Genomic DNA, 12,679 nt, shown 5'->3' on the forward strand with positions numbered 1-12,679 from the left:
TAACCTATGCCATTATATGAGGGCATCGATGAGTAGTCTCATTTGGTTTACCCTCCACTGAAAATCATGGTTCCCCTTCCCACGACCTTGATTCAACTTGACCGCTAGGCTGCATTAACGTCTGAGTTCTAACTTGTATTCCTTTTAAGTCCCCGTCATTTTCTCCGTGGTTAGGTTGCAAGACTGACCATAAGGCCGCCACTTACCATCCCCATAAACATTCTGCTACTGAGCCACTCGAACTCCTTATACAGACAGGGTGTCGGAATAAATAGTCAGCATATAAAGTATACTTTGTATCATTTTGTGGTTTAATCGAAACATCTGCTGCCGATTTTAGCAACATTTTGGGCGGCGATGCGGTAACAAGGTTGTGAATCGATAATAATAAAGTGACCTCTTGTGAAGGATGACATTTGAGGGAACATGGTCGAGGAGAACTCGCCTATGCGTTCGTGGATGTTAGCGTGTGTGTTTATCTGTACTGCGGGTTTTGGTGGGGCAGCATGGGCAAAACTCGATGTGGTTTTTTTTAATCCTGGGGCTGTCGATGACAGTTTTTGGGGAGATGTCGACCAATTGATGTTGGCGGCATCGACGACACTCGATATTAAACTCGATATCATTCATTCCGATCGCAATCACTTCAAGATGATAACCCAACTCGATGAGTTGTTAGCTTCTGCAAAGGCGTTACCTAATTACGTTATTCTGGTTAATGAAAAACAATCCGCGATAAAAATGTTGCAGGCGCTTTATCCTCACCCTGTCTATGTGCAATTGATTTTAAATGATATTTCCCCTGGCGAGCGTGATGCCTTGCTGCAAGATCCCCATTGGCAAGAATATCTGTTACCCGCCATTATTCCCGATAATTACGCTATTGGTTCGGCGACCGCTAAGGCCTTAATGGACGATTTAGAAGGAAAGGCGGCTAAAGTTCTGTTGATTTCGGGCGATAAATCGACGCCTGCTTCAGTGCTACGTACCCAAGGCGCCAGTGACTATTTCTTTATGCAGTCCAATGCCACTCTGACTCAAACGGTTTATGGCCAATGGAGTGAGGCTGTGGCTTATGGGCAAGCGTTAACCCTGCTGAATCGTTATCCTGATCTGAATGTGATTTGGACCGCCAGTGATCGTATGGCGATTGGGGTGCTTAAGGCATTGAAGGAAACAGGTTTGGTGTCTGGTAAAGATGTATTTGTCGGTACGATCAATACTTCACCTGAGATTTTACAGCTTTGTCGCCAGCACTCTGTGAGTGTTATTGGTGGCGGGCATTTTTTGGTTGGCGCTTTAGGTTTGGTCGAATTGCAATATTATCAGCAGCATAAAAAATATCTCCCCTATGACAATGTTGCCTTGTTCGGTGTTTTGCAACCAGATTCGGCATTTTATCAAATGTTAGTTGCTCGAGATTGGCCACAGATTTTCCAGTCTCAGATTTTGAATAAGTTGCCCCTCAAGGCGTAATAACAGGTGTACATGAAGCATCATAATCATTCTATTAGCCACAAGATGACGCTGATTATTATTGGGGTGAGCTCGTTTTTTGCTGTGTTAACTATGCTGGTACAGTTGATTTGGAACTATCAGGATAGTATCGATAATGCGACTTCGGATATCCGCGAGTATTCAGAATCTATTTTGCCAAGCGTGGCTAAGTCACTGTGGGACGTCGACCGTAGCTTGTTATCGGATTTGCTCTCTGGACTGGGGATGATGCCATTAGTGTCGAGTGTACATTTAGACAGTATCGATGGCGTCACTATGCATCTGGGTAAACCTTTGTTAACCGATGATGAGTCGCAAACTCTATTTCACTATCCTGTGACCTATCAAGAGCAGTCGATAGCGACTTTGACCGTAGGGTTAGATACCAATCGGCTTTACTACGAGCTGTGGCGGCAGTTGATTTTTATCGTGCTCGGTAATGGGTTAAAGACCCTATTGATGATTTATTTGATTTTGACCTTAGTGCGACTCATGGTGACAGATAGATTGTCGGCATTGGAAGATTTCACTAATAAAATCAATCTTAACTCGTTAAAAAAGTTATCTGTGCCCGAGACGGTAACCGCAAGACCCGATGAAATAGCCCATGTTGCATTGTCACTTAAGGGTATGTATCAAAGGATACGTAATGATTTAGCCATCAATAAACGTCAGCAACGTGCACTGCAACAACAGCAGCATTTATTGTCTGACTTAGTCAAAGAACGAACTAAAGAATTAGATTGGCAGTCGCAGTCGAATCAATTGTTGGCTGAGATTTCGTTGCAATTTTTGAGTATAGATACCTGCAATGTGGATAAAACCTTAACTGAGGTATGCCACAAAATAGGTCAGTTATTTGATGTTGAAAGGGTGAGTCTTCTCGAATTCAATCAGCAGCATGCCTATTACCGCAGCTTTTGGACCAGTGACTTACACGCAAATAAGGTCCAAGTGATTTCGGTAGATAATATTGCTCAACTGGCTAAAAAATTCGAGACGGAATCGACCTTAGTGATTGAGGATCTTGAGGCGTTAAAGGCTTTTTCACCACAGGAATATGAGGTAATGAAATCCGTGGGGATATGTTCGATTGCCGCCTTTGCGATTAAAAATGCTGGGGAGTTATTGGGATTGCTCTCGCTGTCGACTGTGTCGCGGCCATTAAATTGGAACGCCCAGAAAAAGAATATGCTGACCCAATTCGCCACCGCATTGAACGAGTTACTGCTACGCGAACAGAAAGAGCGTCAGATGATAGTGCTACAACAAGCGCTGGTTGCCGCGAATAGCCAATTAAAGGTGATGGCTGAAACCGATGAGTTAACTGGCTTAGCTAATAGACGACCCTTTACCGAAAGATTAGCTACTGTGCTACAAGCTAACACTCCAGCGGGATTGTTAATGTTGGATATCGATTATTTCAAATCCTACAACGACACTTATGGTCATCTTGAAGGCGATACTGTGCTCAAGCGGGTGGCAGATGCCTTAGCACAGTGCGATATCCTGCCGAACAATGCTCTATTGGCTCGCATTGGTGGTGAAGAGTTTGCTTTGGTCGTCGAGCAGGTCACGCCAGCACAGTTAACGGCTATTGCTACGCAACTGTGTTATCTCGTTGAGCAACTCAATATTCCCCATCAAGTATCTCCCTTGGCTGTGGTGACGATCAGTATTGGCAGCGTGTTTTTGCCATTAGATAAGATCTCGGGATTTAAGATGGCCGACGTATTACGCCGCGCCGATGTTTGCCTCTATCGCGCTAAGGATAAAGGTCGCAATAGAGTCGAGGTTGAAGTGATTTAATGGGAGCCGGTTGAAGGTGACGTTACTCTTTCGCCAAGATATCACAACACGTTGCTGGATTGGCTACTGAGCTTCAAGAGTCTAGGCGCTATGCTGCAAAATTGGAGACATATTCGGTTAGCATCACCACGCCACAGACGTCCTCAATCATGCTAACTAATTGATAACATTTATGTGAAACACAGCTGTAGATAAGTCGCTAAGATAAAAATTACTCAAGGTGAGGTAATATTAGGCGGCAGATGAGATATAATCTGTCGCCTATTGTCGATTTAGCGATGCACTCTGAGTGACATCCATGCTGCCATTCTGGACGTATTTTACGTAACGCAACTAAGCAAAGCCACGACTGCATAGTCAATTCTGTTGGTTTAAATGTACGTTCTAGCAGCTCAATATCAAAGCCACCGCGCTCGGATGTCTAATGCCATCGAGTCGAGTAAAATAATTAAATGCTGTATATTCAGTCGTTTCGACATAAAACATTACTTAAATGATGCAAGTGCATTAGCGCTATGCGTGGGCTGCGAGAGCGGAGTCACGCATAACTCGTGAATTTGCAGATATACTGAGTGCACCCTAAGGATTGTCATCTAAGCGCTCATTCATCTTTGGGGTGAAAGTGGTCAATACAATCTTGTTGTGCAGCGACCAGACAAAGCAAACTTTGCTCAAATACAATGAATTCAACTGACTTGCGAGCAATAAAGCGCGAGTTGGTCCTAGTTAGTCCAGTGTTAAATGAAAGGTGTTACATGAGTCTCTTTGATAACGTGATGATTATATTGTGTCTAATCGGCGCGAGTTGTTTTTTCTCTATGTCAGAAATTGCACTTGCCGCTTCACGTAAAATTCGTTTACGTCAGTTAGCCGATGAAGGCGATGCACGAGCAGAAAAAGTGCTGCAGTTACAAGCCGTTCCCGGCAGCTTTTTTACGGTAGTACAAATTGGTCTTAATGCCGTTGCCATCATGGGCGGTATTGTGGGGGAGTCGGCATTTCGGCCTTACTTCTATCAATTGCTTTCCCCTTTAGTCGCCGAGCCTTGGCTGAGCCAATTGAGCTTTGTTTTATCCTTCATAACGGTAACCAGCGCCTTTATTTTAGTCGCCGATTTAATGCCAAAACGCATTGCCATGGCGATGCCTGAGCCTGTCGCTTTAGCTGTTGTCGGGCCTATGTCTTTCTGTATTGTGCTATTACGCCCATTAGTGTGGTTTTTCAATGGCATGGCGAGTGGTATCTTTAAACTGCTGCAGATCCCAACCGTGCGTAACGATGCCATCACCTCCGACGACATTTATGCCGTCATGAATGCGGGTGCCGAAGCTGGGGTGCTAGATCGTGGTGAGCAACAGATGATGGAAAATGTGTTTGAAATGCAAACCGTTTCTGTGACTTCGGCCATGACGGCCCGTGAAAGCTTAGTGTACTTTTTACTGCAAGACAGTGAAGAAGATATCAAGCGTAAAATTTCTGAAGATCCCCATACTAAGTTCCTCGTCTGCGATGGTCAGTTGGATATGATCAAAGGCTTCGTGGATGCGAAAGAATTGCTGATCCGTGTGATCAACGGTGAGAATATCATCTTAAAAGGCAGTAACTTAATCCATACTTCGCTGATCATTCCCGATACGCTGAGCCTGTCAGAAGCGATGGAATACTTTAAAAATAGTCGCGCCGATTTTGCCGTGGTAATGAACGAATACGCTTTAGTGGTGGGGATTGTGACTACCAACGATCTACAGCGCGCCGTAATGGGGGCTTGGTCATTGCACGAGAGCGAAGAGCAGATCATCGCCCGTGATAGCAACTCTTGGTTAGTCGACGGTGTGACGCCTATTACCGACGTAATGCGCGCCTTTGGTATTGAGGAGTTTCCGCATAATCAGAACTACGAAACCATTGCTGGTTTTATGATGTATATGCTGCGTAAAATCCCTAAGCGTACGGATTTCGTGAACTATGCAGGCTATAAATTTGAGGTGGTCGATATCGATTCGTACAAGGTCGATCAGCTATTGGTGACTCGTATCGATCCTATTGATAAGCTCAACTCGCCGGATGTGTAATCCTGTCATCTTGTGTTGATTGCCTTGCGATAGAAATCCTGTGGCAATAGTTTGTTAGCACCAATTTGATAGCAACTGTTCGATAGTGAAGCGGTTCTCTTTAGCTAAGTTTTTAGCTTTTTGAGAGCCGTTTCGGTTTTCTATCTCGTTGAAACTCTTCACTCGCACTTTTATTTTGTATTACTTTCCCCGTTTAAATCACATCCAAAAACGCATTAACGATGGGATCATCAAGTCGTTTCACTTTGCAGCAGCAACCTAACTCGAACGGTGGAATAGCAACCGGCGACGAGAGTAGCTGAATGCGATCTCGCACTGGGCTATTATTGATCACCACTTCGGGGCTCATGCTCACGCCGCAACCTAACGCTACCATAGAGGCGATCGCCTCCTGTCCCGAGACTTGGGCGTAAATATTAGGGCTGATGCCCATTTGTTTGAACCAGTTATCGGCGCGGCGCCGCCCTGGGCCATGATCTGGGATGATAAAGGGTACGCTCGACCAATCGATGGGCGTTTGGCTAACTTGTTGCTGTACTGCACAGCGGATCGTCGGTGCGATAATCGACAGCGGCACATCGTCGATTTTGGCAAAGTGTAAGCTGCTGGGGAAAGGATCGGGCAGGGCAGCGATGGCGATATCGGCGCGATTCTGCTGCACTTCTGCTAGCGCGTTCGCTGCATCTCCCGTGGTTAAGGCGATTTCGACGAAGGGATGCTCTTGGCGGAATAGATCCAATAAACCCGGTAAATGACTGTAGGCGGCAGTGACCGAGCAATACAGATTTAACCGACCGCGCAGCACGTCCTGCTTGAGATCGATACTGTGCTTGAGTGTGCTCCAATGGTTCAAGGTCTGCTCGGCGAATCGCTTAAACTCGTGTCCCGCGTGGGTTAAGGTCACGCTGCGATTATCCCGCTCTAACAGCTTAGCGTTCACTTCTTCTTCTAATCTTTGCAGGGCTCGGCTTAAGGTCGATGGGCTCACATGCATCTGCTCCGCCGTCTTGGCGAAGTGCAAACTGTCACATAAGTGCAGGTACAATTTGAGGGTACGAATATCCATAACTTATCCTGTTTAGACTGAGCTTGAGTGCTGTATATTGCCGCCGATGTTGTTGCCAGTGTTACTGAGCGTTATTGCGGCTGACGTTGCGTATAATGCAATATGAAGTTCCGAATATATCATTTTAAGCAATGATAAGCATGGGTTATAGTGATTTCAATCACAACCAAGTCGTAACATTATGTTAGTTTGGTTGCGTCCAAAATTTCTGACTTATAGGTGGTATATCAGATGGCTAACTATTTTAACTCTCTGAATTTACGTCAACAATTAGCACAGCTTGGCCGATGTCGTTTCATGGATCGTTCTGAGTTTAGTGACGGCTGTAACTACATCAAAGATTGGAATATTGTTATTTTAGGTTGTGGTGCTCAAGGTCTTAACCAAGGCTTGAACATGCGTGATTCGGGTCTGAATATCTCTTTTGCCCTGCGTCCTGAAGCGATTGAACAGAAACGTGCCTCATGGCAAAAAGCAACCGATAACGGTTTCCGTGTCGGTACCTTTGAAGAATTAATCCCTGCGGCGGATCTGGTGCTTAACCTGACGCCGGACAAACAGCATTCAAACGTGGTTAACGCAGTTATGCCACTGATGAAGCAAGGCTCTACCTTGTCTTACTCACACGGCTTCAACATTGTTGAAGAGGGTATGCAAGTTCGTTCCGACATCACTGTGGTGATGGTTGCTCCTAAGTGCCCAGGTACTGAAGTGCGTGAAGAATACAAACGTGGTTTTGGTGTGCCTACCCTTATCGCAGTTCACCCAGAAAACGATCCAAACGGTGATGGCTTAGAGATTGCTAAAGCCTACGCTAGCGCAACGGGTGGAGACAGGGCCGGTGTTTTACTGTCGTCTTTCATCGCAGAAGTGAAGTCGGATCTGATGGGCGAGCAGACCATTCTGTGCGGTATGTTGCAGACGGGTGCCATCTTAGGTTACGAGAAAATGATCGCCGATGGCGTTGAGCCAGGCTACGCGGCCAAGCTTATCCAGCAAGGTTGGGAAACGGTCACTGAAGCGCTGAAACACGGCGGCATCACTAACATGATGGACCGTTTGTCTAATCCAGCCAAGATTAAAGCATTTGAAATTGCAGAAGATTTAAAAGAAATTCTGCAACCATTATTTGAAAAGCACATGGATGACATCATCAGCGGCGAATTCTCACGCACTATGATGGAAGACTGGGCAAACGATGATGCGAACTTACTGCGTTGGAGAGCCGAAACTGGCGAAACAGGTTTCGAAAATGCGCCCGTATCGAGCGAGCATATCGACGAACAAACCTATTTCGACAAAGGTATTTTCCTTGTCGCTATGATCAAAGCGGGTGTGGAACTGGCGTTCGATACCATGGTATCTGCAGGTATTGTGGAAGAGTCGGCCTATTACGAGTCACTGCACGAAACCCCACTTATCGCTAACACGATTGCCCGTAAGCGTTTGTACGAAATGAACGTAGTGATTTCAGACACAGCCGAATACGGTTGCTACCTGTTCAATCACGCCGCTGTACCTATGCTGCGCGACTATGTTAATGCCATGTCATCTGAGTATTTAGGTGCTGGCCTGAAAGACAGCACAACCGGTGTCGACAACCTAACGCTCATCGCTGTTAACGAAGCTATTCGTGAAACGGCAGTGGAATATGTTGGCGCTGAGCTTCGCGGTTACATGACTGATATGAAGAGCATTGTTGAGGCTTAAGTGATAGTTAGTTAAGCCCTGCATTGGGGGAGAGGGCTGAGACTCAAAGGACTTGGGTCTCAACTCAGTTCCCAAGCAAGCTCAAGATAGTGAAACGCGCATCTTGAGCTTGCTTAGTGATAAATCAGTTAGTGAGAAACAAATTTTTTCCTGTTCAGTGGGTTGTCGAGCGGGCAAAAACGACACAGTTAGTGAGTCTATCGTTCAGTAGGTGAATTGCGCCGACTGAGGCTCAACAGTTAACGTTTTACTTTGTTGTTTTGCATTGTCTCGGCAGGGAAGCTGAATTTTTTTTGACAAAAGATATTTTTTATTGTGTTTGGCCGTTGCTTTATGGTAAAGCTAATAGCTCGCGCTAGGGCAAAGCCCAAAGCGATACTAACTTTCATTCAATACCCAAATTTTAGAAACACCGATTAGGAATCCATATTGATGTTTAACCAAGCTGCCAAGCTCATTCTCGTGATTATTACCGTCGTGATTATTAAATCACAGCGGGGGCGGCGTATGGCGAACTGATAGACCTAAAAGGTTAAAAGTTTCGAAAGAACCCCCCGCTCCTAAAGGACCGGGGGGTTCTTCGTTTCAGGGCCTAGAGCAAGATTCTAAGTTTCGAAAGAGTAAAAAATAGCGTCGATTTTCGGCAATTCAGGACTAATGTAGCGAGAGAGAATATGGAACCAGGGCAGATGATCAGAGGTGCAGACGCGGTAATCAAAGTGTTAGCAGCACATGGAGTCACCACAGTGTTTGGTTACCCAGGTGGTGCCATTATGCCAATATACGATGCCCTCTATGGAAGCCCTGTTGAACATCTCTTAAGCCGTCACGAACAAGGCGCCGCCTTTGCCGCCGTAGGATACGCAAGAGCCAGCGGTAAAACCGGCGTGTGTTTTGCGACCTCAGGCCCAGGCGCGACTAACCTTATCACCTCACTTGCCGATGCGTTGTTAGATTCAGTGCCTATCGTGGCCATTACGGGTCAAGTCTCCACCGCCGTTATCGGCACAGATGCGTTTCAAGAAATCGATGTGCTGGGCATGTCACTGAGCTGCACTAAGCACAGTTTTATGGTGACAAACATCAACGATCTTATCCCAACCTTATATCAAGCCTTCGAAATCGCCGCATCCGGCCGCCCTGGCCCTGTGTTGGTCGATATCCCGAAGGATATCCAACTCGCTCACCTCGAATACCGTACACCTTTGCTGGCCGTCACCAACGAACCCCAAGCCGAGATGAGTGATATCGAGGCCGCCCGTGCGCTGTTGGCAGAAGCGAAACAACCTATGTTGTATGTCGGTGGCGGTGTGGGCATGGCGGGCGCGGTCGATCAACTGCGTGAGTTTATCAAAGTAACGGGTATACCTTCGGTCGCGACCTTGAAAGGGCTTGGCAGTATCGCCCACGGCACGCCAGGTTACTTAGGCATGTTAGGCATGCATGGTGGCAAAGCGGCTAACTTAGCGGTACAGGATTGTGATTTGCTGATCGTGGTTGGCGCCCGTTTCGACGACAGAGTCACCGGCCGTTTAGCGAGCTTTGCCGACAAGGCCAAAGTGATCCATTTAGACATAGACGCCGCTGAGCTGGGCAAGTTACGTATGCCAGAGGTGGCAATCGCCGGTGACTTACGCCAAATCCTGCCTGCCTTAGCCATGTCGATGAACATCACGCCTTGGCAGGCCGAGGTGGAGCATTTATGTCGTAAGCATCAATGGGATTATCAACACCCCGGCAGTTTGATCTATGCGCCTGCGCTGCTGCGCCGTTTAGCCAATAAGTTACCCGAAGACAATGTTGTTTGTTGCGATGTGGGCCAGCACCAAATGTGGGTGGCCCAACATATGTGGTTCCGCCGCCCAGAGGATCACCTGTCCAGCGCGGGTTTAGGCACTATGGGCTTTGGTTTGCCCGCCGCGATTGGTGCGCAAGTGGCCCGTCCCGATGCGACAGTGGTGACTGTCTCTGGCGATGGTTCTTTTATGATGAATGTGCAGGAGCTGACCACCATCAAACGCCGTAAGCTGCCGGTGAAAATCGTGCTGGTTGATAACCAAAAGCTTGGCATGGTGAAGCAGTGGCAGCAGCTATTTTTTGAAGAGCGCTACAGCGAAACGGATTTATCCGATAACCCTGATTTTGTCTTATTGGCCTCCGCCTTTGATATTCCCGGCCGGACGATTTTTTCTTCCGACGAAGTGGAAGAAGCCTTAACCGAAATGTTAGCGGCTAAGGGCCCGTATTTGTTACACGTTGCAATCGACGATGCTTTTAACGTTTGGCCACTGGTGCCCCCCGGCGCATCAAACAGCGATATGATGGACGAAATGGAGAAACAAACATGATCCACTCTCTGGAATTAACGGTTCAACAACGCCCCGAAGTGCTTGAGCGTGTTTTGCGCGTGACTCGCCATCGTGGTTTTACGATTACCCAAATGCAGATGCGTATGAATGACGACGCTAGCCTGTCGCTGGATATGGAGGTCGATAGCGAACGTGCCATCGAACTGTTAAGTAATCAGTTGAATAAACTGATTGATGTGACCCAGTGTAAGGTATTGTTACCGCTGAGCTTGCAACAAACGGCAAATGCTTAAGCATTCGCCATGTGAATTAAGAATACCATTTTCGATTTGAGATAAAGGATACAGTCAATGCCAAAGTTACGTTCAGCTACCAGTACCGAAGGCCGCAATATGGCGGGTGCCCGTGCGCTATGGCGCGCCACAGGGGTGAAAGACAATGATTTTGGTAAGCCAATTATCGCCATTGCTAACTCCTTTACTCAGTTTGTACCGGGTCATGTGCACTTAAAAGACATGGGCTCATTGGTGGCGAGCGCTATCGAAGAAGCGGGCGGTATCGCCAAAGAATTCAACACCATCGCCGTCGATGACGGTATCGCCATGGGCCACGGCGGCATGCTTTACAGTCTGCCATCGCGCGAGCTTATCGCCGACAGTGTGGAATACATGGTTAATGCCCACTGCGCCGATGCTTTAGTGTGTATCTCCAACTGCGACAAGATCACCCCCGGCATGTTGATGGCGGCGCTGCGCCTCAATATTCCTGTGGTATTCGTGTCTGGTGGACCGATGGAAGCGGGTAAAACTAAGTTGTCGGATAAGCTCATCAAACTCGACTTAGTCGATGCTATGGTGGCGGGCGCCGACTCGAACGTGAGCGATGAAGACAGTGCCAAAATCGAGCGTAGCGCATGCCCAACCTGCGGTTCTTGTTCTGGCATGTTTACCGCCAACTCAATGAACTGTTTAACCGAAGCACTAGGGTTATCGCTGCCGGGTAATGGCTCTATGCTGGCAACCCACTCGGATCGCCGCGAGCTGTTTTTGGAAGCGGGTCGCCGCGTGATGGCGTTGGCAAAACGTTATTATCATCAAGATGATGAATCGGCATTGCCACGTAATATCGCCAACTTTAAAGCCTTCGAAAATGCCATGACCTTAGATATCGCCATGGGCGGTTCATCTAATACTGTATTGCATTTATTGGCCGCCGCGCAGGAAGCCGATGTTGATTTTACCATGGCGGATATTGACCGTATGTCGCGCCTTGTGCCGCACCTTTGTAAGGTTGCGCCATCGACGCCTAAATATCATATGGAAGATGTGCACCGCGCGGGCGGCGTGATGGGGATTTTAGGTGAGCTAGACAGAGCCGGATTGCTGCATACCGATGTGTTCCATGTGGCGGCCGATGAAGGTGGCAATTTAAAGTCGGTATTGGCGAAATACGATGTGATGCAGACGCAGGATGAAAAAGTAAAACACTTCTTTATGGCGGGGCCTGCGGGCATTCCGACCACCAAAGCCTTTAGCCAAGATTGCCGTTGGCCATCACTGGATAACGACAGACAAGAAGGTTGTATCCGCAGCCGCGAATTTGCCTTTAGCCAAGAGGGCGGGCTTGCCGTATTGTCGGGCAATGTTGCCGAAAACGGCTGTATCGTTAAAACGGCGGGCGTGGATGAATCTAATCTGACCTTCATCGGCTCTGCTCGTGTCTATGAAAGCCAAGATGACGCAGTGGCGGGTATCTTAGGCGGCGAAGTGGTAGCGGGTGATGTGGTGGTTATCCGTTACGAAGGCCCGAAAGGCGGCCCAGGTATGCAAGAAATGTTGTATCCGACCAGTTACTTAAAATCACGCGGTTTAGGCAAGGCCTGCGCGCTGATCACCGACGGTCGTTTCTCCGGTGGCACTTCAGGTTTATCGATTGGCCACGTCTCACCCGAAGCGGCCGCTGGCGGCACTATCGCCTTGATTGAAAATGGCGATCGCATCGAAATTGATATCCCCAAGCGCAGCATCAAGCTGGCAGTAAGCGATGTTGAACTCAATGCTCGCCGCGAAAAAATGCACAGTCTTGGCCCAATGGCGTGGAAACCTATTGGTCGCCAGCGTTATGTGTCACTCGCACTTAAGGCCTACGCCATGCTCGCCACCAGTGCCGACAAGGGCGCGGTGCGCGATCGCAGTAAACTGGAGGACTAATTATGT

Annotated in this window: 8 protein-coding genes; 7 read left to right on the plus strand and 1 reads right to left on the minus strand. The window is 47.7% G+C overall.

Annotated features, from left to right (window positions below; genetic code table 11):
* Positions 1 to 447 precede the first annotated feature (447 nt).
* The 3 genes from L5L91_RS14235 (at position 448) to L5L91_RS14245 (ending at position 5,378) form a co-directional block, all read left to right on the plus strand.
* Positions 448 to 1,476 (plus strand): ABC transporter substrate-binding protein, encoded by a 1,029-nt coding sequence (locus tag L5L91_RS14235; RefSeq protein ID WP_198573256.1) that lies wholly within the window; start codon positions 448 to 450, stop codon positions 1,474 to 1,476.
* A gap of 45 nt (positions 1,477 to 1,521) precedes the next feature.
* A complete protein-coding gene (locus tag L5L91_RS14240) occupies positions 1,522 to 3,306 on the plus strand; it encodes a GGDEF domain-containing protein (RefSeq protein ID WP_263237001.1) in 1,785 nt (594 codons plus the stop codon).
* A gap of 755 nt (positions 3,307 to 4,061) precedes the next feature.
* Complete coding sequence (locus L5L91_RS14245; RefSeq protein ID WP_105250472.1) at positions 4,062 to 5,378, plus strand: hemolysin family protein; 1,317 nt, start codon at positions 4,062 to 4,064, stop codon at positions 5,376 to 5,378.
* 193 nt (positions 5,379 to 5,571) lie between these two features.
* Here L5L91_RS14245 and ilvY read toward each other — a convergent pair whose 3' ends face one another.
* Complete coding sequence (gene ilvY, locus L5L91_RS14250) at positions 5,572 to 6,444, minus strand: HTH-type transcriptional activator IlvY (RefSeq protein WP_105250471.1); 873 nt, start codon at positions 6,442 to 6,444, stop codon at positions 5,572 to 5,574.
* A 231-nt stretch (positions 6,445 to 6,675) separates the two neighbouring features.
* Here ilvY and ilvC point away from each other — a divergent pair, with 231 nt between their 5' ends.
* The 4 genes from ilvC (at position 6,676) to ilvD (ending at position 12,673) form a co-directional block, all read left to right on the plus strand.
* On the plus strand, positions 6,676 to 8,154 hold the full coding sequence (gene ilvC, locus L5L91_RS14255) for a ketol-acid reductoisomerase (protein ID WP_263236947.1): 1,479 nt from the start codon (positions 6,676 to 6,678) through the stop codon (positions 8,152 to 8,154).
* A gap of 674 nt (positions 8,155 to 8,828) precedes the next feature.
* Positions 8,829 to 10,502 (plus strand): acetolactate synthase 2 catalytic subunit, encoded by a 1,674-nt coding sequence (gene ilvG, locus L5L91_RS14260; RefSeq protein WP_263236951.1) that lies wholly within the window; start codon positions 8,829 to 8,831, stop codon positions 10,500 to 10,502.
* Positions 10,499 to 10,756, plus strand: coding sequence for an acetolactate synthase 2 small subunit (ilvM, locus tag L5L91_RS14265; protein WP_006083459.1), 258 nt, complete (start codon positions 10,499 to 10,501; stop codon positions 10,754 to 10,756). The genes ilvG and ilvM overlap by 4 nt, the downstream gene beginning before the upstream one ends.
* Positions 10,757 to 10,813: 57 nt before the next feature.
* Positions 10,814 to 12,673, plus strand: a complete 1,860-nt coding sequence (ilvD, locus tag L5L91_RS14270) for a dihydroxy-acid dehydratase (protein ID WP_263236954.1) — start codon at positions 10,814 to 10,816, stop codon at positions 12,671 to 12,673.
* Positions 12,674 to 12,679: the final 6 nt, after the last annotated feature.

The organism is Shewanella sp. SM55 (assembly GCF_025654025.1).
Lineage (GTDB): Bacteria > Pseudomonadota > Gammaproteobacteria > Enterobacterales > Shewanellaceae > Shewanella > Shewanella oncorhynchi.

Excerpts from the sequence above, each read along its gene's own strand:
- L5L91_RS14235 (WP_198573256.1), top strand. The coding sequence starts at position 448 with ATGCGTTCGTGGATGTTAGCGTGTGTGTTTATCTGTACTGCGGGTTTT.
- L5L91_RS14240 (WP_263237001.1), top strand. The coding sequence starts at position 1,522 with ATGACGCTGATTATTATTGGGGTGAGCTCGTTTTTTGCTGTGTTAACT.
- L5L91_RS14245 (WP_105250472.1), top strand. The coding sequence starts at position 4,062 with ATGAGTCTCTTTGATAACGTGATGATTATATTGTGTCTAATCGGCGCG.
- ilvY (WP_105250471.1), bottom strand. The coding sequence starts at position 6,444 with ATGGATATTCGTACCCTCAAATTGTACCTGCACTTATGTGACAGTTTG.
- ilvC (WP_263236947.1), top strand. The coding sequence starts at position 6,676 with ATGGCTAACTATTTTAACTCTCTGAATTTACGTCAACAATTAGCACAG.
- ilvG (WP_263236951.1), top strand. The coding sequence starts at position 8,829 with ATGGAACCAGGGCAGATGATCAGAGGTGCAGACGCGGTAATCAAAGTG.
- ilvM (WP_006083459.1), top strand. The coding sequence starts at position 10,499 with ATGATCCACTCTCTGGAATTAACGGTTCAACAACGCCCCGAAGTGCTT.
- ilvD (WP_263236954.1), top strand. The coding sequence starts at position 10,814 with ATGCCAAAGTTACGTTCAGCTACCAGTACCGAAGGCCGCAATATGGCG.